Origin of the sequence: Tianweitania sediminis (assembly GCF_017813335.1) — a bacterium.
Taxonomy (GTDB): Bacteria; Pseudomonadota; Alphaproteobacteria; order Rhizobiales; family Rhizobiaceae; genus Tianweitania; species Tianweitania sediminis.
Window position 1 is genome coordinate 275,920 of record NZ_JAGIYY010000003.1, and the last position, 20,041, is coordinate 295,960.

24 protein-coding genes are annotated in these 20,041 nt (G+C 61.4%); 20 read left to right on the forward strand and 4 right to left on the reverse strand.

Annotation, left to right across the window (positions count from 1 at the left end):
- Positions 1-46: 46 nt before the first annotated feature.
- Positions 47-943 carry a branched-chain amino acid aminotransferase gene (locus J5Y06_RS11800; RefSeq protein ID WP_209335356.1) on the reverse strand — a complete coding sequence of 299 codons (897 nt, stop codon included), beginning with the start codon at positions 941-943 and terminating at the stop codon, positions 47-49.
- Between the two features lie 237 nt (positions 944-1,180).
- Between J5Y06_RS11800 and J5Y06_RS11805 the strand changes: the two genes are divergently transcribed.
- The 4 genes from J5Y06_RS11805 (at position 1,181) to J5Y06_RS11820 (ending at position 4,448) form a co-directional block, all read left to right on the forward strand.
- Positions 1,181-1,708, forward strand: coding sequence for a MarR family winged helix-turn-helix transcriptional regulator (locus J5Y06_RS11805; RefSeq protein WP_209335357.1), 528 nt, complete (start codon positions 1,181-1,183; stop codon positions 1,706-1,708).
- 14 nt (positions 1,709-1,722) lie between these two features.
- Positions 1,723-2,409, forward strand: a complete 687-nt coding sequence (locus J5Y06_RS11810) for a response regulator (RefSeq protein ID WP_209335556.1) — start codon at positions 1,723-1,725, stop codon at positions 2,407-2,409.
- Between the two features lie 184 nt (positions 2,410-2,593).
- On the forward strand, positions 2,594-3,895 hold the full coding sequence (locus J5Y06_RS11815; RefSeq protein WP_245247815.1) for an ATP-binding protein: 1,302 nt from the start codon (positions 2,594-2,596) through the stop codon (positions 3,893-3,895).
- A gap of 118 nt (positions 3,896-4,013) precedes the next feature.
- A complete protein-coding gene (locus tag J5Y06_RS11820) occupies positions 4,014-4,448 on the forward strand; it encodes a L,D-transpeptidase (RefSeq protein ID WP_209335358.1) in 435 nt (144 codons plus the stop codon).
- A 21-nt stretch (positions 4,449-4,469) separates the two neighbouring features.
- Here the strand turns inward: J5Y06_RS11820 and J5Y06_RS11825 are convergent, their stop codons facing one another.
- The 3 genes from J5Y06_RS11825 to J5Y06_RS11835 form a co-directional block, all read right to left on the reverse strand.
- A complete protein-coding gene (locus tag J5Y06_RS11825; protein ID WP_209335359.1) occupies positions 4,470-4,826 on the reverse strand; it encodes a tRNA-binding protein in 357 nt (118 codons plus the stop codon).
- A gap of 2 nt (positions 4,827-4,828) precedes the next feature.
- A complete protein-coding gene (locus J5Y06_RS11830; RefSeq protein ID WP_209335360.1) occupies positions 4,829-5,329 on the reverse strand; it encodes a type III secretion system chaperone family protein in 501 nt (166 codons plus the stop codon).
- Positions 5,330-5,689: 360 nt separating this feature from the next.
- Positions 5,690-5,986, reverse strand: coding sequence for an accessory factor UbiK family protein (locus J5Y06_RS11835; protein ID WP_209335361.1), 297 nt, complete (start codon positions 5,984-5,986; stop codon positions 5,690-5,692).
- Between the two features lie 95 nt (positions 5,987-6,081).
- Between J5Y06_RS11835 and lgt the strand changes: the two genes are divergently transcribed.
- The 16 genes from lgt (at position 6,082) to ychF (ending at position 19,973) form a co-directional block, all read left to right on the forward strand.
- Positions 6,082-6,945, forward strand: coding sequence for a prolipoprotein diacylglyceryl transferase (lgt, locus tag J5Y06_RS11840; protein WP_245247789.1), 864 nt, complete (start codon positions 6,082-6,084; stop codon positions 6,943-6,945).
- Positions 6,942-8,042: a class I SAM-dependent methyltransferase gene (locus J5Y06_RS11845; protein WP_245247790.1), complete on the forward strand. Its 1,101-nt coding sequence runs from the start codon at positions 6,942-6,944 to the stop codon at positions 8,040-8,042. The genes lgt and J5Y06_RS11845 overlap by 4 nt, the downstream gene beginning before the upstream one ends.
- A 118-nt stretch (positions 8,043-8,160) precedes the next feature.
- Complete coding sequence (gene pgeF, locus J5Y06_RS11850; protein WP_209335362.1) at positions 8,161-8,955, forward strand: peptidoglycan editing factor PgeF; 795 nt, start codon at positions 8,161-8,163, stop codon at positions 8,953-8,955.
- Positions 8,955-10,109 carry a M24 family metallopeptidase gene (locus J5Y06_RS11855; protein ID WP_209335363.1) on the forward strand — a complete coding sequence of 385 codons (1,155 nt, stop codon included), beginning with the start codon at positions 8,955-8,957 and terminating at the stop codon, positions 10,107-10,109. Before pgeF ends, J5Y06_RS11855 begins: the two co-directional genes overlap by 1 nt.
- A 72-nt stretch (positions 10,110-10,181) precedes the next feature.
- A complete protein-coding gene (locus J5Y06_RS11860) occupies positions 10,182-11,012 on the forward strand; it encodes a hypothetical protein (protein ID WP_209335364.1) in 831 nt (276 codons plus the stop codon).
- Positions 11,013-11,145: 133 nt separating this feature from the next.
- Positions 11,146-12,078, forward strand: coding sequence for a ribose-phosphate pyrophosphokinase (locus tag J5Y06_RS11865; protein ID WP_209335365.1), 933 nt, complete (start codon positions 11,146-11,148; stop codon positions 12,076-12,078).
- A 16-nt stretch (positions 12,079-12,094) separates the two neighbouring features.
- Complete coding sequence (locus J5Y06_RS11870) at positions 12,095-12,460, forward strand: glyoxalase superfamily protein (protein ID WP_209335366.1); 366 nt, start codon at positions 12,095-12,097, stop codon at positions 12,458-12,460.
- 123 nt (positions 12,461-12,583) lie between these two features.
- Complete coding sequence (locus J5Y06_RS11875; RefSeq protein ID WP_209335367.1) at positions 12,584-13,795, forward strand: MFS transporter; 1,212 nt, start codon at positions 12,584-12,586, stop codon at positions 13,793-13,795.
- A 100-nt stretch (positions 13,796-13,895) separates the two neighbouring features.
- Positions 13,896-14,315, forward strand: a complete 420-nt coding sequence (locus J5Y06_RS11880) for a YciI family protein (RefSeq protein ID WP_209335368.1) — start codon at positions 13,896-13,898, stop codon at positions 14,313-14,315.
- Entirely contained in the window at positions 14,312-15,568 is a 1,257-nt protein-coding gene (locus tag J5Y06_RS11885; protein WP_209335369.1) for an RNA polymerase sigma factor, read from the forward strand. Before J5Y06_RS11880 ends, J5Y06_RS11885 begins: the two co-directional genes overlap by 4 nt.
- Positions 15,569-15,696: 128 nt before the next feature.
- A complete protein-coding gene (locus J5Y06_RS11890; protein WP_209335560.1) occupies positions 15,697-16,122 on the forward strand; it encodes an SRPBCC family protein in 426 nt (141 codons plus the stop codon).
- Positions 16,123-16,191: 69 nt separating this feature from the next.
- Positions 16,192-16,587 carry a VOC family protein gene (locus J5Y06_RS11895; RefSeq protein ID WP_209335370.1) on the forward strand — a complete coding sequence of 132 codons (396 nt, stop codon included), beginning with the start codon at positions 16,192-16,194 and terminating at the stop codon, positions 16,585-16,587.
- 166 nt (positions 16,588-16,753) lie between these two features.
- Complete coding sequence (locus J5Y06_RS11900; RefSeq protein ID WP_209335371.1) at positions 16,754-17,392, forward strand: 50S ribosomal protein L25/general stress protein Ctc; 639 nt, start codon at positions 16,754-16,756, stop codon at positions 17,390-17,392.
- 29 nt (positions 17,393-17,421) lie between these two features.
- Entirely contained in the window at positions 17,422-18,138 is a 717-nt protein-coding gene (gene pth, locus J5Y06_RS11905; protein WP_209335372.1) for an aminoacyl-tRNA hydrolase, read from the forward strand.
- Between the two features lie 56 nt (positions 18,139-18,194).
- A complete protein-coding gene (locus J5Y06_RS11910; RefSeq protein WP_209335373.1) occupies positions 18,195-18,782 on the forward strand; it encodes an exopolysaccharide biosynthesis protein in 588 nt (195 codons plus the stop codon).
- Between the two features lie 87 nt (positions 18,783-18,869).
- Entirely contained in the window at positions 18,870-19,973 is a 1,104-nt protein-coding gene (ychF, locus tag J5Y06_RS11915; protein ID WP_209335374.1) for a redox-regulated ATPase YchF, read from the forward strand.
- The last annotated feature ends 68 nt before the right edge of the window (positions 19,974-20,041 follow it).

Sequence of the window (20,041 nt, forward strand, 5' to 3'; positions counted from 1 at the left end):
CGGCACAAGGCCGCCTTCCTGATGGTTTCGCGGTTGCCGCCCGTTGCTATTCGGCCGCGATCACGGACGCTTTCGGGGTCACCTCCGCGGTGTAGTCTTTCATCAGTTGCAGGCTGATCTCGCCCGGCGTGAAACGATATTGGCCGATCTCGGCGACTGGGGTTACTTCCGCGGCCGTTCCCGTGAGGAAACATTCGCTGAAGCTCGACAGTTCTTCCGGCATGATCACCCGCTCGTTCACCGCAAGACCGCGGCGCTTGGCGAGTTCGATCACCGTTTGGCGCGTGATACCGTCCAGGAAGCAGTCCGGCGTTGGCGTATGGAGGGCGCCATCCCTGACGAAGAACACGTTGGCGCCCGTGGCTTCGGCAACATGGCCGCGCCAGTCGAGCATCAGCGCATCCGCATAGCCCTTCGCTTCCGCCGCATGCTTGGACAGCGTGCAGATCATGTAAAGGCCCGCAGCCTTCGCCTTGGATGGAGCGGTGCGAGGATCCGGACGCCGGTACTCTGCCATGTCGAGGCGGATGCCCTTCAGCTTCTGTTCCGGGTCGAAGTAGCTGGGCCACTGCCAGATCGCGATCGCGCAGTTGATCTTGTTCGACTGCGCCGAAACGCCCATCATTTCCGAGCCGCGCCAGGCGATCGGGCGCACGTAGGCGTCGGAAAAGCCCTGCTTGCGCAGAAGCTGGCGGCAGGCATCGTTGATCACCTCCTCCGAATAGGGAATGGTGAAGCCAAGAACCTTCGCAGAATCATGCAAACGCCGCGTATGCTCCTTGAGCTTGAAGATTTCGCCGCCATAGGCGCGCTCCCCTTCAAAAACCGCGCTCGCATAATGAAGGCCGTGCGTGAGCACATGGATCTTTGCATCCGCCCACTTCACGAACTCACCGTTCATCCAGATAAAGCCGTCCAGTTGGTCGAATGGGACCGAAGCCATGGTAATCTCCCTAGGCGCTCTTGTTCTTGTTGATCACACCATTCCGGCAGCTGCCGGAATCTCCTCGCGTCCATTTTGATGCTAGATTGGGCGGCGATGAGGCCGATCAACGATATTTCCGAAACAGCCTGCAGGGGCGTGTTTCATTTCGCGTATCGTCGAAAAGCTTCATGAAAATTACCACAGATGGAATTTGTGTCAACAAGGCTGACATAAATTCGCAAGGAGCGGGTCAGCATGCCTCCAACCAAAGCCCAGACTGCTGGGCATCCCTCCGACCCCAAGGAAGCAGAAGTCATCGACTTCGACCTGATCGAGCTGTTTTTCTTTGCTTACCGTGACTTCACGTCCGACGCTGACCACATGCTGGATCGCATCGGCTTCGGGCGCGCGCATCACCGTATCCTTCATTTCGTGAACCGCCGACCCGGCCTCACGGTCGCGGAACTCCTGGATGTGCTGCAGATTACGAAGCAGAGCCTTGCGCGCGTGTTGAAGCAGTTGATCGACACCGAGCACATCATGCAGGTTCAGGGTCCAAAGGACCGCCGGCAGCGGGAACTGCATCCTACCGCCAAGGGAAAGGCCCTTGCCTTGCAATTGGCCGCGCCACAATCCCGCCGGATCGCCAGAGCATTGGCCACGCTCGGGGGAAACGACCGCCCGCTGATCGAGAGGTTCCTGAAGGAGATGGTGAACCAGGAGCATCGCAACCAGGTTGAGGTTCTCGGCGCTGGCGGTGCATCGAAGGAGAAGAACGCGTGAGCGAAGCTGCCACCATGCTGCATGACGATGCGGCGCACATCCTCGTTGTTGACGATGATACCCGCATCCGCACTCTGCTGAAGCAGTTCCTCGGCCAGAACGGATATCGCGTGACAATGGCTGCGAGCGCTGGCGAAGCGCGGCGCTTTCTTCAGGGTCTGGATTTCGACCTCATCATCCTCGATGTCATGATGCCGGGGGAAACGGGGGTCGAACTCACAAAGGCGCTGCGGGAAACCAAGCAGGTGCCCATCCTCATGCTGACCGCCCTGTCAGAAACCGACAGCCGCATCGAGGGTCTGGAGGCTGGCGCGGACGACTACCTGCCAAAGCCGTTTGATCCGCGCGAACTGCTGCTGCGGATCGGCAACATCCTGCGGCGCGGGGCTGCCCCGCAAACGCCAAAGGTCGAGCAGATCGTTTTTGGCCCCTACACGTTCCAGCTTGCCCGCCGGGAACTGAAGAAGGGCGGCGAAACGCTGAAGCTCACCGATCGCGAACAGGACATTCTGGTGATGTTCGCAGAGCGCGCGGGTGAAACGATCCCGCGCCACGAACTGGTGGGAAATGACGCAGAGGTCGGCGAGCGCACCATCGACGTCCAGATCAATCGCCTGCGCCGCAAGATCGAGCGCGACCCGTCCAACCCTGTTTGGCTTCAAACGGTGCGCGGCATCGGCTACCGCTTGAGCGTGGAATAGGCGCGCAAGCGGAAGGGCGCCTCGCCGCTTTGTTTGCACGCCCGCGATGCGCTAGGACATGGCCGAAGCTCGAGATTTCGCGATGGCCATGTCGTTTCCGCTACCCAAGCGCAAGTTGAGATTCCTGCCAGCCAACCATCCGCTCGCCGTGGCATGGCGCCGCTTCTGGCGGCAGGTGTCGCACATGATGCCGAAGCGCATCTATGCGCGCTCCCTGATTATCGTGATCGCGCCGATGATCCTGCTCCAGTCCGTGGTGGCGTTCGTGTTCATGGAGCGCCATTGGCAAACCGTCACCATGCGCCTGTCCGAAGCGGTGGTGCGCGACATTGCGGCCATTATCGACATGGCCGATACGTTCGTCGCTCCATCGGGAGATTACAGCCAGATCGTGCGGATCGCCCAGGACAGGCTCGGACTTCGTGCCGACATCCTGCCGCCTGATCCACTGCCGGCTCCCGGACCAAAACCGTTCTTTTCCATTCTGGACGAGGCGCTTTCGAGCGAGATCACCAAGCAGATCAACCGGCCGTTCTGGATCGACACGGTCGGCAACTCCAACATCGTGGAAATCCGGGTGCAGTTGCGCGATGGCGTTCTGCGGGTCTTTGCACGCCGCAACCAGGCCTACGCGTCCAACACCCACATCTTCCTTCTTTGGATGGTCGGCACCTCACTCGTGCTGATCACGATCGCGGTGCTTTTCCTGCGCAACCAGATGCGCCCCATCCTTGCTTTGGCGGAAGCCGCAGAAAGCTTCGGCAAGGGCCGCCCTATGCCCGAAGGTTACAAGCCGCGGGGCGCCGAGGAAGTGCGGCGTGCGGGAATGGCCTTTATCCAGATGCGCGAGCGTATTGAGCGCCAGATCGAACAGCGCACCGCGATGCTGACGGGTGTCAGCCACGATCTGCGAACGATCCTGACGCGCTTCCGGCTACAACTCGCTCTCATGCCCGGCAAGAGCGAGAAGGAGGCAATCGAGCAAGACATCAACGACATGCAGTCCATGCTCGAAGGCTATATGGCCTTTGCGCGTGGCGAAGGCGGCGAAAGCACGGGCGTGCTCGACCTCCAAGGCTATTTCGACAAGCTTTCGGAAGAAGCTCGCCTGCGAAAGCGTCGCCTCGTGACCCGACTGGCTGGGAATCCGGAAGTGGTGGTTCGGCCCAACGCGTTTGAGCGACTGCTGGGCAATCTGATCGGCAATGCGTTTCGCTATGCCGGTGTTGTCGAGGTGCAGGCCGTGCACACAAAGGGATCCCTGATCGTTACCGTTGACGATGACGGGCCCGGGATTCCGGAAGATCAGCGCGAAGAAGTATTCAAGCCCTTTTTCCGGCTGGACGAAGCGCGCAATCTCGATGAATCCGGCACCGGGCTCGGCCTGTCGATCGCACGCGACATCGCCCGCTCGCATGGCGGCGACGTAACGCTGGACAAGAGCCCCCTGGGTGGCCTGCGGGCCGTTGTTCGAGTTCCGGCCTGACCCCAGAACTATGAACCTCGGCTTAGCGGCGACAGCAAAGATGCCTTTTCCGCGTTCGGCCAAATGAAACTTCTCATGAGTACGCTCTCGCCATAAAGATCAAAATAGGTGGGGGAACATGAGAAATCTGTTGAGCAGCCTTTTGCTGGGTGCAACGCTGTTGCTGGGCTGGAGCGCCTCGCAGGCGTCCGCAGCATCGATCGTGGCTGACGTCAGCTTATCCAGCCAGACCATGACCGTGTCGCGCAGCGGTCGCGTGCTTTACACGTGGAAGGTCTCCACCGCCGGCGCCAAGAAAGTGACGCCCACCGGCAGCTGGTCGGCGAAGCACCTTTCAAAGAACCACCGGTCGAGCCGCTACAACAACGCGCCGATGCCCTACGCGATCTTCTACAACGGCCATTATGCCGTGCATGGCACCGATCAGATCAGCCGCCTCGGGCGCCCAGCATCCAAGGGATGCATCCGGCTTCATCCGAAGAACGCAGCTGTGCTGTTCGACATGGTGAAGAAGGAAGGCTTGAGGAACACGCGCATCACGGTGCGGCGCTAGATCGTTCGCTCCGCCGGCTGCCTAGAAAAGCTTGCCGCCGTTGGGCACGGGGCGCTCCACCGACGTCAGCACCACCGCGCCTTCTTCATCCGGCATGCCGAGTGTCAGCACTTCCGACATGAACTTGCCGATCTGGCGCGGCGGGAAATTGATGACGGCCAACACCTGCCGGCCGATCAGTTGGTCCGGCTGGTAGTATTTCGTGATCTGGGCCGACGAACGTTTGGTTCCGATCGCCTCGCCGAAATCGATCACCAGCTTGATCGCGGGTTTCCGCGCTTCGGGATACGGTTCAGCCGCCACGATCGTGCCGACGCGAATGTCGACCTTCTCGAAATCGCTCCACGCGATCTCCGGCTGCCGCTCACCACCAGCCATGATCAGGCGTTGCCAGCTGTTTCAAACAGAACGCCATTCAGCGCGTCGCGGGCAGCGCTGCCGGACCAAACAACGAAGCTAAAGGCCTGGTAATAGCACTCGCAAGCCTCAAGCGCGCTTTTCAGGAGCACCTCGACCTGCCGGATGTTGGGCTCCGCCCCACCGCAAAGAAGCAGAGACTGGCGGAACATGATCGCGCCTTCCTGCTCCCACAGGTCGAAATGGCCGAACAACATCTGCTCGTTGATGAGCGACAAGAGGCGCATGACTTCGAGCGTCCGGCTTTCCGGAACCTTCAGATCGAAGGCGCAGGCGAGATGAAGGGCCTCGTAGTCCGCCATCCACGAAAAGGACACGTGGTAATCAGTCCAGCTTCCAGCCACCGAAATGGCGATCTCGTCGTCACCGGTGCGCTCGAAGGTCCAGTCGTTGGTATGCGCAACCTGTTCGATGACATCAACCGGATGGGAGTCTCGCGCCAGATCCGCTGTCTGCAGATTCATCAAAACGTCCTGTTTCTTGCTCGGGAGCCGCAGCCCCGCATGATCGGCTTACGCAACACAGAAACGGTACGCTGGTGGAACACGACGAAGCGCTTTGTCGCCACTGTCCGCCCCCTCACTTGAGCGAGGCTGGAACACTGTCCGGCTTCTCCCGTGCTGCCGACCCGTTTCGAATCATGCAGCAGATTCAGTGTATTGCACGGGAGTCGTGGAGCCAGTGCTTTTTGCTGAATGCTTCAGGGAGATGTGGACAGAAAAAAAGGCCGCGATGACGCGGCCCGGTAAATGACTCAAGCAACAGGATTTTCCGCCCCGCCACCGTTGTGGAAAACTGCCAAGGGCAGCCGGTGTTTCGGCGGCTTAGGAGGCCGGCGGCTCCGATGGCGCGTCGGAAGATGGCGAAGTCGAGGCGAGCTTGGCTTCCAGCGCGTCGATGCGTGCTGCCAACGCGGTGTTTACCGCGCGTGCCTTGATCGCCATGTCGCGCATGGCCTCGAACTCTTCGCGTTTCACCACGTCCATCGAGTTCAGGACCCGCTCGGCCTGGGCGCGAAAGGCATTTTCTGCCTCGCGACGCAGCCCTTGGGCCGCGCCGGCAGCGTCGGTCATCAGCTTGGCGAAATCGTCGAAGATGCGGTTTGGGCCGGTGGTGCTCATGATCGGATCTCCAGTATCGGTTTGGAAGTAGGCGCCAGTTCCAGGGAATGCAAGAGCGGCACTGCCAGCGCTTGACCTCCCAGGAGAGGCTCTGCATGGTCCGGCCGATTCCCGCGGGACACGCTTTCATGCCGCTCAGCCTTTCGGCTCTGACCTTTCCCAACATCGATCCGGTGCTGCTGCAGATCGGCCCGCTCGCCATCCACTGGTACGGATTGGGCTATGTTCTCGGCATCCTGCTCGGCTGGTGGTACGCAAAACGCCTGGTGCAGAACAATAAGCTATGGCGCAACAACACCCCGCCGCTGAAGCCCGAAGACCTCGACGACTTCCTTGTGTGGGCAGCGTTGGGCATCGTTCTCGGCGGGCGCCTCGGCTACATCCTGTTTTACGATTTCGCGGCCTATCGCGCCGACCCGCTCCAGGTGTTTGCCGTGTGGCGGGGCGGCATGTCGTTTCATGGCGGACTGCTTGGCGTGGTTCTGGCCATCGTGATCTTCTGCCGCCGCCGCGCCATTCCGTTGTTCGGCCTGATCGACACGCTTTCGCCGGTGGCGCCGATCGGCATCGGCCTCGTGCGGATCGCCAACTTCATCAATTCCGAACTCTGGGGTCGACCCACCGACGTGCCCTGGGCTTTTGTGTTTCCGAACGGCGGACCGGAACCGCGCCACCCCAGCCAACTCTATGAGGCAGCTCTGGAAGGCCTGCTCCTGTTTCTTGTGCTTCGCCTGCTCACCCATCGCGCCTTGAAGCTGAAACAGCCGGGCTTCGTCGGGGGTGCCTTCATTACGGGCTATGGGATCAGCCGCATCATAGTGGAGTTCTTCCGCGTGCCCGATCCACAACTCGGCTATCTCCTGGGCGGCTGGCTCACGATGGGCATGATCCTGTCTCTCCCGATGATACTTGTCGGGGGGGGAGCCATGATCTATGCGAGCAGGGCGCGTGCGGCTTGAACACGCCCTTGGCGGAGCGGCTGCGCTCCCTGATTGCCGCGCAGGGTCCGATCACGGTGGCCGACTACATGGCCACCTGCCTGTTCGATCCCCAGCACGGCTACTACACCACGCGCGAGCCTTTCGGTCAGTCTGGTGACTTCGTCACGGCGCCTGAAATCAGCCAGATGTTCGGCGAACTGGTTGGCGTGTGGGCCTATTCCACCTGGACAGCAGTTGGTGCGCCTCAGCCGTTCACGCTGGTCGAAATCGGCCCTGGCCGCGGCACGCTGATGAAGGACATGCTGCGGACGCTGAAGCAGATTGCGCCCGACATGCTTCAGACAGCGGATGTGGCGCTGGTCGAAATCAGCCCGCGCCTCCGCGATGTGCAGCGGCAAACGCTAGCGCCGCTGCAGATTCCTGTGACGTGGTATGAAACCATCGCCGACCTGCCGGCCCAGACGCTGATCCTCGTTGGCAACGAGTTGTTCGATACCGTCCCGATCCACCAGTTCGTTAAAAGCCGTCAGGGCTGGCGTGAACGCATGATCACGCTCGACGAGACCAATAGCTTTCAGTTTGCCGCGGGGCTTGGGCAGCTTGACGCAGCGCTCGTGCCGCCCGCCGCCGAGCATGCAGCGGAGGGCGCTGTTTTGGAGACCGCGCCGGCACGCACGGCCGTGATGCAAGAGATCGCCGATCACATCGTTCGGCATGGTGGCGCTGGCTTGTTCTTTGACTACGGATATCTCACACCCGGCATCGGTGACACGCTGCAAGCGCTGCGCCGACACGCGTTTGATGATGTTTTCGCCGCACCGGGCGAAGCAGACCTCACGGCACATGTGGATTTCGCTGCTCTTGCCGCGACGGCGCGGGCGTGCGGTCTGGCCGCCCATCTCACCACCCAAGGCTCCTTTCTGTTGGAGATGGGGTTGTTGGAGCGCGCAGGACAGCTTGGCGCCGCTCGGGATGCGGAAGGCCGCGAAAAGATTTCGGAAACTGTGGAACGGCTGGCCGCACCAGGGCAGATGGGTGAGCTGTTCAAGGTTGTGGCCATGGCTCCGGAAGGCATCCCAGTGCAAGGCTTCGGCCGCCAATCCGACGACGATTGACTTGCTTCCTTCCCTGCCCCACGATTCCACAACAACGAACGCCTGCTTCGCAGCCGCGCCGGGTCTCACCTCGGCGGCGGCAAAACCCGGCAACTCTTCCTTCTTGAACAAGGCTCTCATGTCCGACAACAACCGGCCCGAACCGATCCGGTCCGCGCTGCTCGACGAGGTGGGCGGCACCGTCCTCCGCCACGGCTTCTTCACGAGGCAAGGCGGCGTGTCAGAAGGCATTTACGCGGGCCTGAACATCGGTCTTGGCTCTCAAGATGATCCGGCGCATGTGGAAGAAAACCGCAGGCGTCTCGTCGGATGGTTCGGAAAACCGCTCGCCTCGCTCACCAGCCCTCATCAGGTTCATTCCGCAGAAGCGGTAATCGTGGACAAGCCTTTCGATGGCGAAAGGCCGAAGGTTGACGCCATCGTCACCGCAACACCCGGACTGCCGATCGCCATCGCAACGGCCGATTGCGGACCGATCCTGTTTGCCGATCCGCAGGCACGGGTGATCGGTGCTGCCCATGCCGGCTGGAAGGGCGCCCTCACGGGAGTCCTGGAAGACACGATCGCCAAGATGGAAAGCCTCGGTGCGCGCCGCGAAAACATAGCCGCAGCGCTCGGACCCTCCATCAGTGCGGCCAACTACGAGGTGGGGCCCGAATTCGTGTTGCGCTTCCTCGATGCCGAGAGCGTGAACGAGCGCTACTTCGCTCCGTCGAACAAGGACGGCCATGCGTTGTTTGACCTGAACACCTACACGGTGGATCGCCTGAGACGCGCAGGTGTTCGTGCCGAAGCTCTGTTTCGCTGCACCTATGCGGAAGAAGACCTGTGGTTTTCCTATCGCCGCACCACACATCGACAAGAGCCGGATTACGGGCGGCAGATGTCTGCAATCATGCTGGAGGAACACTGATGGCGCTGCACTTCGAACAAAGCGAATTCGACGCCCGGCGGGACCGTCTCCTGATCGAAATGGGCGCGGCGAAGCTCGACGCCATGCTGCTGTTTGCGCAGGAAAGCATGTATTGGCTGACGGGCTTCGACACGTTCGGCTACTGCTTCTTCCAATGCCTGGTGCTGAAGGCGGACGGCTCCATGGTGTTGCTGACCCGCTCGGCCGACCTGCGGCAGGCCCGCCATACCTCGACCATCGACAACATCGTGCTTTGGACGGATCGGGCAGACGCCGATCCGACGCTCGACCTGCGCAACCTCCTGAACGAGCTGGACCTCCTCGGCGCCCAGATCGGCGTGGAATACGACACCCATGGGCTCACCGGCTTCAACGGCCGCCGCGTGGACGAACAGCTGCAAACCTTCGGCAAGATCAAGGATGCCTCCAAGATCATCCCGCGCCTGCGCCAGTTCAAGAGCCAGGCCGAGGTCAAAAAGGCAGAGCGTGCCGCTCAGCTGGGCGATGATGCCCTTGATGCTGCACTGCCCCTGATCAAGGCCGGCGGCGACGAAGGGGCGATCCTGGCCGCCATGCAAGGCGCGATCTTCGCCGGCGGCGGCGACTATCCCGCCAACGAGTTCATCATCGGCTCGGGCGCTGATGCGCTGCTTTGCCGTTACAAAGCGGGGCGCCGCAAGCTCGGCAAACAGGACCAGCTCACGCTCGAATGGGCGGGCGTGTACCACCATTACCACGCGCCGGTGATGAAGACGGTCCTGACCGGCCGCGCGACCAAGCGGCATGTGGAGCTGTTCGAGGCTGCGCGCGACGCGCTTCTGGCGGTGGAGGCGACCATGATGCCGGGCAAGACCTTTGGCGACGTGTTTGACGCGCATGCCAAGGTCATGGAGTCCTACCAACTGACCAAGCACCGCCTGAACGCCTGCGGCTATTCGGTCGGCGCGCGCTTCAGCCCGTCTTGGATGGACACGCCGATGTTCTACAGCGGCAATGGGGAACAGATCGCGGCGGACATGACCTTGTTCGCGCACATGATCATCATGGATTCAGAAACCGAAACGGCCATGACGCTGGGGCGCACCTACGTCACCACCGATGGTGCGCCGCGCCCGCTTTCGCGTCATGGGCTCGACCTCATCGTCCAAAGCTGATCCGGGCGGTCAGCTCACGCGAAGCGATTGGGTAACAACTCTGGTCTATCTTCCCCCTCCGGAGGGAGACCAATGGTCAACAGCCGAAACATTGCTGCGGTGATCTTGGCGCTGGCACCCGTTGCCGGCTGCAGTTCCGATCACCCGATCCCGCCGCTGGATGTCGGCTCAAGTTCCCGCCTTCTGAGCGTGATGCCGCAAAACGCCAGCCTGGTGGATGAAGCGAGCCCCACCTTCAGCCGAACAACGCCGCCGTCGGCGATCGCCTACCCTCGGAGCGATCTGTCGTCAGCCCAGGCAAGCCTGCCGAGGCTTGAACAAGAACCGTTCACAGACGGAGGCGGCTTTGGCAAGGAAAGCGAGCGCGTCACCTTCGCTGGCCGTGACGACCTTTCGCTCGACGAACGACGCCGAAACGCACCGCAAACCTTGGAAAGCCAGGCGGCAAGCCTCGGCGGAGTTCCGACCGCCGTTTCACGGCAGGAACTGGAAGAAGCCCCGGCGGCAACGACTGAGCCCGCGCCCCTCGCTTCCACCGGTCCGGCGCGCATTGCGCTGGCCGAAGTCAGCGGGGTAGGCGTGGATGCGGCAGCACCGCTAGCCAATCGCTTCGGGGAACAAGCTCGCGCCAAGGGTCTCTCGTTCACCTCGGCCGATGACACATCCGCGACCCACGTGATGAAAGGCTACTTCTCCATCGCCGACTACCAGGGCGAAGCGGTCGTAACCTATGTCTGGGACATCACGGACCGCAACGGCAAGCGTCTCCACCGCATCCAGGGGAGCGAGCCGGGCGGCGGAAAGGCTTCTGGCTGGGCTGGTGTGACTCCGGCCGCCATGCAGCGCATTGCCGATCGCTCGATCGAGGAAACAAGCAGTTTCCTCCTTTCGGAAGCCGGCTGAACGCCCTACGCAAAACTTTTTTCAGGTAAGTTTGGTTAACAACCCGCGCGCGGGTTGCATTGCGCGCTTTCGCCGCTAAAAGCGCCGTCATCCAACCGCCGGCGAAGACCGGCTGTCAGAGCAAGGACCAGCGATGAAGCTTTTTGCGGGCAACTCCAATCGCGTCCTTGCCGAGGCGGTGGCCCGCTACCTGAATGTTCCGCTTGGTCGCGCTTCGGTGCGCCGCTTCGCCGACCAGGAAATTTTCGTTGAGATCCAGGAGAATGTGCGCGGCGAGGACGTCTTCGTCCTGCAGTCAACCTCCTATCCAACAAACGACCATCTCATGGAAATGCTGATCATGATCGACGCCTTCCGTCGATCGTCGGCACGCCGCATCACGGCGGTCATTCCTTATTTCGGCTATGCCCGGCAGGATCGTCGTGCATCCGGCCGCACGCCGATCTCCGCCAAGCTGGTGGCAAACCTGATCACCCAGTCCGGTGCCGACCGCGTTCTGACCATGGATCTCCATGCCGGCCAGATCCAGGGCTTCTTCGACATTCCGACCGACAACCTGTTTGCCGTGCCGGTGATGTCGCGCGATGTGAAACAGAACTACGCTTCGCCCAAGCTGATGGTTGTGTCACCGGACGTCGGCGGCGTGGTGCGCGCCCGCGCGCTCGCAAAGCGCGTGGATGCGTCGCTTGCCATTGTCGACAAGCGGCGCGAACGCCCAGGCGAATCCGAGGTGATGAACATCATCGGCGATGTCGAAGGCGCCGACTGCCTGCTTTACGATGATATCGTTGATTCCGGCGGAACGCTCTGCAACGCGGCCGAAGCTCTGCTTGCGAACGGCGCCAACAGCGTCACGGCCTACATCACTCACGGTGTGTTGTCGGGGGGCGCGGTGGCCCGCATCACATCCTCGAAGCTTAAGGAACTCGTGATCACGGATTCCATCCAGCCCACGTCCAGCGTGGAAGCCGCGCACAACATTCGTGTTCTTTCGATTGCCGACTTGATCGGCGAAGCGATCTCGCGCACCGCGACGGAAGAAAGCGTATCCAGCCTGTTCGATTGAGGAAGGTGGTGCTCGGATGCCCTTGGGTGATGTCACCCCGATCCTGCGTATCTTTGACATTGCCAAGGCCCGCGCCTTCTACATCGATTATCTTGGCTTCGATGAAGCTTGGGAGCATCGCTTCGGCGAAAACTTCCCGCTCTACATGGCTGTGCGCCGCGGCACATGCGAGCTTCACCTGAGTGAACATCATGGCGATGCAACGCCCGGTTCGGCGTGCCGCATCCGCGTCCAAGATGCCATGCGCCTCCATGCAGAACTGAACGCGAAGAACTACGCCTTTGTGCGACCGGGTCTGGAGACACCACCCTGGGGCGGCAAGCAAGTTACCGTTCTGGATCCCTTCGGAAACCGGCTCGTGTTCTTCGAGCCGGACGGCTAGATCGTCAGCAGGGTCTCGTTGGAGACCTTGTGACTGGACCAAGCAATTGCTCAACAGATTGCTTGTTCCTTCTGCTGCAAAAGGTCTAAGCGGATGCCTCTGTTTGCCTGCGGGACCTGAACCATGAGCCAGTCCGGCGCGCTTCGCGTGTCTAAGCCGATCCAGAATGCGACCTTTGGCATCGTTCTGGCTGTCAGCTTCTGCCACTTTCTCAACGATCTGATGCAGACGCTTTTGTCGTCGATCTATCCGATCCTGAAGGAAAGCTACGGGCTGGATTATTGGCAGATTGGCCTGCTCACCATGGCTTTCCAGGTGACGGCATCCTTGTTGCAACCTTTCATCGGGCTCTACACCGACAAGAACCCGCTGCCGTTCTCCTTGCCGGTCGCCATGGCATCCACCATGCTTGGCCTTTTCATCCTGGCTGGTGCAGGAAGCTATTCGGTCCTGCTGGTTGGAGCCTGCTTCATCGGTCTTGGCTCTGCCATCTTCCATCCGGAATCGTCCCGCGTGGCGCGGCTTGCGTCCGGTGGACGCTTCGGCTTGGCGCAATCCGTGTTCCAGCTCGGCGGCAATTTTGGGTCCGCGGTCGGTCCTCTCCTTGCGGCCTTCATCGTTGTGCCGCGCGGGCAAGGCAGCGTCGCCTGGTTCTCCTTCGTGGCCTTCATCGGAATGATCGTTCTTTGGCGCGTCAGCGCCTGGTATGCCGGCGTGCGGCGTGCATCCGCCGGCAAGGGCGCGGCAAGCCTGCTCCCGCCCTTCCCGCGCCGGCGCACGCAGATCGCTTTGGTTGTTCTTGCCCTGCTCGTTTTCACCAAGAACATCTACACCGCCAGCATCGCCAGCTATTTTACGTTCTACGTCATCGAGCGGTTTAGCGTTTCGGTGCAGGACGCACAGCTGATGCTTTTTGTGTATCTGGGTGCGGCTGCAGCGGGCACCATCATCGGCGGTCCGCTCGGAGATCGCTTTGGACCCAAGGTGGTGATCTGGTTCTCCATCCTCGGCGTTCTCCCATTTACGCTGGCCCTGCCCTATGTCGGCTTTGAAGCGACCATCATCCTGAGCGCGCTGATCGGCTTAATCTTGTCGTCCGCGTTCCCGGCAATCGTGGTGTTCGCCCAGGAGCTCGTGCCAGGACGGGTAGGGATGATTGCCGGTATCTTCTTCGGCTTTGCTTTCGGCATGGGCGGCATCGCGGCAGCGGCGCTTGGCACGATCGCCGACGCGAAGGGCATCGTGTATGTCTACCAGCTCTGCTCGTATCTGCCGCTGCTCGGGCTGCTCACGGTGTTCCTGCCCAACATGAGGGATGCTGGGCAAAGCGACTGAAGCACCACGGGCTTTCCGCAGGTGGGGCCTGCGGAAATTATCTTCAAGCCTGTCGGTGTTCGGCCTAGTCTCTCGTCTTCACTTCATGAGGACGAGATCCATGCTCTACGCCATCCTGTGCTATTCCAACGAGGACGAGGTGATGGCCTGGTCCAAGGCCGAAGACGACGCCGTCATGGAGCGCCTGCAGGGCGTGATCGGCCGCGTAGCCCAACAAGGGCGCCTCGGACCTACCGCCCGCCTGCTGCCGACGACCTCCGCAACCACGCTGCGCAAGGGCAAAAGCGAACCCTTGGTGATGGATGGCCCGTTCGCGGAAACCAAGGAACAGCTGCTCGGATTCTACATCATCGATTGCGAGAAGCTTGAAGATGCGCATGACTTCGCCCGCGAGCTGACCGAGGCAAACCACGCACCGGGCTCCTATGAGATCCGGCCGGTCGGCTTCTTCCAGCAGGGTGTGGTGACCGATGGCTCAGCTGTGGCGACACTGCCCGCGCAAAGGACCGCTGCCGAATGAATGATCCAGCCTGGATGGATGCAGCCTTTGCTGCGGCGCGGCCGAAAGCGGTCGCAGCCTTGCTGCGCTACTTCCGCGACCTCGACACGGCGGAAGAAGCCTTCCAGGAAGCCTGCCTGCGCGCGCTGCGTAAATGGCCGGAAAACGGCCCGCCGCGCGATCCCGCTGCCTGGCTGATCATGGTGGGCCGTAACGCTGGGCTCGATGGCAAGCGGCGGGACAAGCGCTTCACCGAACTCCCGCCGGAACACCAGCTGTCGGATCTGGACGATCCCGAAGGCGGCATGGTCGACCGGCTGGATCAGGCGGATTATCGTGACGACATCCTGCGCCTGCTTTTTGTCTGCTGCCACCCCGACCTGCCCGCGACGCAGCAGATCGCATTGGCCCTGCGCATCGTGTCCGGCCTTTCCGTTCGCCAGATCGCCCGGGCCTTCCTTGTGAATGAAAAGGCAATGGAGCAGCGCATCACCCGCGCCAAGGCGCGCGTGGCCGCAGCCGGTGTGCCCTTCGACACACCAGCGCCAGCGGAGCGCGCGGAGCGGCTCGAAACGGTGCTTGCGATGATCTACCTCGTGTTCAACGAAGGCTATTCGGCGAGTGGCGGGGAAATCGAGGCGCGCCAACCGCTTTGCAACGAAGCGATCCGACTTGCCCGGTTGATCCTACGCATGTACCCGGCCGAACCTGAGGTTATGGGTCTAACCGCGCTGATGCTCTTGCAGCATGCGCGCAGCGCCGCTCGCTTTGACCAGAATGGGTCCATCATCCTGCTCGACATGCAGGACCGAGGCTTGTGGAACCCCAAGATGATCACCGAAGGGCTTGCTCTGGTGGACAAGGCCTTTCGCCACCGCCGGCCAGGCCCTTACCAGTTGCAGGCGGCCATCGCAGCGCTTCATGCGCGCGCCGCTCGTCCCGAAGACACGGACTGGCGCGAAATCGATGTTCTTTATGCCATGCTTGAAGAGATTACGGACTCGCCCGTGGTCACCTTGAACCGCGCTGTTGCGGTGTCAAAGGCTTATGGCTTGGATCAGGCGCTGGCCCTGATTGAACCTTTGGCCGAGCGCCTGGACGGCTATTTCAACTATCACGGCGTCCGCGGCGCCTTTCTGCAGCAACAGGGCCGCGCAGACGAGGCGCGCACAGCCTTCAATCGTGCGATCGCCCTGGCTGGTTCGGCTGCGGAAGCCGATCACATCCGCAGCCATCTGGACAGTCTCGAAAAGGTCGCGGCGAACGCCGGTTGATCGAAGAAAATGCGGCACGGTGTCGGATCGCTGCCCCGTCTTTCGTCCTCGAAACATCGCAACAGAAGGAGCACGCCGTGTCCGAAGTCCTGAACAACGAACCCCTCGACCTTGTCTTGACCCGTGTCATGGACGTGCCACGCGAAAAGCTCTTCCGTTGCTGGCACGATCCGGAACTCCTGAAGCAGTGGTTCGTGCCCAAGCCATGGACGATCGCGTCTGCCGAAGTCGACTTGCGTCCGGGTGGACGCAGCCTGGTCGTGATGCAGGATCCCGAGGGCAATCAGTACCCCAACGAAGGGGTCTATCTGGAAGTCGTGCCCAACGAGAAGATCGTCAGCACCGATGCATTCACCGCGGGCTGGAAGCCTTCGGGAAAGGCCTTCATGGTCGCCGAAACACTGTTCGAAGACGCTGGAAACGGCAAGACCCGCTACACCGCGACCGCCCGCCACTGGAACGCAGAGGATCGCGAAGCGCATGCAAAGATGGGCTTTCATGAAGGCTGGGGAATGGCCGCAGACCAGTTGGAAGCGCTGGCGAAGACGCTTTGAAGTGTCCCGAAAGAACTCTGCCGTTTCGCGAACGATGACCCCCTGCATTCAAGATTCGAGGATTGACCTATGGCCAACTACAAGCACCGCGACACCTACCCGGGCGTCACTGCCTATGCGACCGTGACCGATGCACGCAAGGCAGCCGAGTTCTACAGGATCGCGCTCGGCGCCGAGATCGTCGATGCGCGCGAAACTGACGGTGGCAAGATCATGCACTGCGAAGCGCGGATCAACGGCGGCGCCTTCATGTTCAACGATCCATTCCCGGAACACGGGATGGGAGACACTGCCAATGGCTGCGCGATGACATTGATCGTGGAGGACGCGCAGGCTTGGTGGGACCGCGGGGTCGCGGCGGGCATGGCAGTCGAAACCGATCTGCACGTGGCCTTTTGGGGCGACAAGTACGGGCAGTTCAAGGATCCGTACGGTCTCAGTTGGGCGATCGTCGGCCCGCAATGAGGTCCTTGGCTTGCAAGGGAAAAGCCCTTCGGTTATAGGGCCGTCACCCGCGTAGACACCCTTGGAGGCAACGCGGGGCGCAGGCGGCTGATCGCGATCGGCCGCTTTCGACGTTTCCGGGTCGCTGATGATCTCGGCAAACGCTCCACAACCAAAAGGAAAAGCCATGAGCGAGACATACGAGCTCAAGGCCGAGGCGCGCGAAAAGGTCGGTAAGGGGTCCGCCCGCGAAATCCGCCGCAACGGCAAAGTACCAGCAGTCATTTATGGCGAGAAGCAGCCTCCCCTGGCGATCGCTCTCTCCTACAAGGAAATCTTCTACAAGATCCACGGCGGCGGCTTCAAAACCACGGTCGCCACGATTGATGTCGATGGCCAGAAGATCCGCGTCCTGCCGAAGGACTACCAGATGGATCCGGTTAAGGACTTCCCGATGCATGTCGACTTCCTGCGGGTCGGCGAGCATTCCACGGTGACCGTCAACGTTCCCGTCCACTTCCTGAACGACACCAAGTCGCCGGGTATCAAGCGTGGCGGCGTTCTCAACATCGTTCGGCACGAGATCGAGTTGCAGGTTCCCGCCGACCAGATCCCGGACGCGATCGAGATCGACCTCACGGGCCTGAAGATCGGTGACAGCATCCACATCTCGGCTGTCAAGCTTCCAAAGCTTGCCGAACTGACGATCACCGATCGCGATTTCACCATCGCCACCATCGCTGCACCCGCCGTGCTGCTCGAAGGTGCTGACGAAGAACCTGAAAGCACCGAAACCGCGGAAGCGGAAGGCGGCGCCGAGGATTGATCCTCAGCCCTGGCGACAGGAAACCTGCCATGCTTCTTTTTGCAGGCCTTGGAAATCCTGGCGCTCAGTACCAGAACAACCGGCACAATGTCGGCTTCATGGCGGCGGACGCAATTGCCCGCCGCCATTCCTTTTCCCCCTGGTCCAAGAAGTTCCAGGCGCAGGTCGCTGAAGGCACCGTCGGCGGCGAGAAGGTGCTGCTGATGAAGCCGCAAACCTTCATGAACAATTCCGGTCAAGCAGTCGGGGAAGCGGCGCGCTTCTTCAAGCTGGCTCCTGGCGACATCACGGTATTCTACGACGAACTCGACCTGCCCCCGGGCAAGGTCCGGGTGAAAACAGGTGGCGGTCATGGCGGCCACAACGGCATCCGCTCCATCGACGCCCACGTGGCCAAGGAATATCGCCGAGTCAGGATCGGCATCGGCCACCCCGGCGCCAAGGAACTCGTGCACAACCATGTGCTGGGCGACTTCGCGAAAAGCGACGCTGTCTGGTTGGAGCCGCTTCTCGAGGCCCTTGCCGACCACGCGGACCTGCTCGCGAGCGACGACAACGCCTTCATGAGCAAGGTGACCCTGGCGCTTTCAGGCAAGAAGCCGGATCAGCCACCTCCCCCTGCGGCAAGAACGGCGCCCAAGGGTCAAAGCCACATCCGCCAAGCTCGACCTCAACAGCCGCAGGTCAAGATCCCGGAAAGCGGGCCGATGGCCGCCATGTTGAAGCGCCTCTTCAACAAGGATTGAGGCTGCTGTACGGGCGCGCGGATCGCCCTATCTTTTGCTGGCAGCAGGAGCGAGCCATGAGCGGAAAGCACGATCTCCACTCGATGAAGGAAGTGCTGGAGGTTGTCGCCGAAGCGGGCGACGGTGATCAGGTGTCGGTGGACGATGCAGTGAAGGAGATCGGCGACGATGCCTTCGCCCCTCTGCTCCTGATCCCGGCGCTGATCGCAGTGACACCGGCAAGCGGCATTCCAGGCTTGTCGGCCGTGTGCGGCATCATCATCGCCCTGATCTCTGTGCAGATGGTGTTCCGCCGGGAGTGCTTGTGGCTGCCGCAGTTCATTCTCAGGCAATCCGTGTCGCGCAGCAGCTTGCAAAAGGCGCGCGACTGGATGGTCAAGCCTGCAAGGGTAATCGATTGGGTGACAAGGAAGCGCCTATCGTTTCTGGTGCGCTATCCCTTTTCGATTGGTCCTGCCCTGTTTTGCCTGGGGGCGGGATTGTGCATGCCGTTTTTGGAGGTGATCCCGTTTTCGGCAAGCTTCATGGCCGGCGCCGTCTCCTTGTTTGCTCTGGCCCTCGTAACGGAAGACGGCCTTCTGGCGGTCCTCGCATTCGGCCTCATCGTGGCTGCCGGCTATTTTGCGTGGACGACGCTGGTCTAGCCCTGTGGGGAACCGCAAGGCTTGACGATGCGCTGCTTCGTCGCCCATAGCCCTCGCCAAAGCTCTTCCCGATAGGACCGTTCTCTCATGGGTTTCAAATGCGGCATCGTCGGCCTGCCCAACGTTGGCAAGTCGACGCTCTTCAACGCCCTGACGCGCACCGCCGCCGCCCAGGCCGCCAACTATCCCTTCTGCACGATCGAGCCGAACACCGGCGAGGTGGCGGTGCCTGATCCGCGGCTCGCCAGCATTGCCTCGATTGCCAAGTCGAAGGAAGTTGTGCCGACCCGCATCTCCTTCGTGGACATCGCAGGCCTCGTGCGCGGCGCATCCAAGGGAGAAGGGCTCGGCAACCAGTTCCTGGCCAACATCCGCGAAGTGGACGCCATCGTGCACGTCCTGCGCTGCTTCGAAGATGACGACATCACGCATGTGGAAGGACGCATCGATCCGGTTGCCGACGCCGAAACCGTCGAAACAGAACTGATGCTTTCGGATCTCGAAAGTCTTGAGCGCCGCGTGGTTCAGTTTCGCAAGCGCGCGTCCAGCAAGGACAAGGAAGCGCTCACCGTTCTTCCGGTAATGGAAGAAGCGTTGAAGCTGCTCCAGGACGGCAAGCCGGTCCGCATGATGCTGGCCGGGATCGCGCCCGAAGACCTCAAGATCCTGGAAGGGCTGAACCTTCTGACGTCCAAGCCGGTGCTTTACGTGTGCAATGTTGCCGAGGGCGACGCGGCAACCGGCAACGAGCACACAACGGCGGTTGAAGCCATGGCGCAGCAGCAAGGCGCGCGCACGGTTGTGATCTCGGCCGCCATCGAGGCCGAGGTGGCACAGCTTCCGGATGCCGAAGCAAAGGAATTCCTGGACGAGATGGGGCTCGACGAGCCGGGTCTCGATCGCCTGATCCGCGCCGGCTACGAGCTTCTGAGCCTGATCACCTACTTCACGGCGGGACCCAAGGAAACGCGGGCCTGGACAGTGCATAAAGGTGCCAAGGCGCCACAGGCGGCCGGCGTCATCCACACGGATTTCGAGCGCGGCTTCATTCGGGCGCAAACCATCGCCTACGACGACTTCGTCACCCTCGGCGGCGAAGTGGCGGCCAAGGAAGCTGGCAAGGCGCGCGACGAAGGCAAGGAATATGTCGTGCAGGACGGCGACGTGCTGTTGTTCCGGTTCAACACCTGAGCCGTCATCATTCTGCAACGAAGGCACGCATTCTGCTTTTGGCAAAGATCCTATGGGCTAGGCGGGTG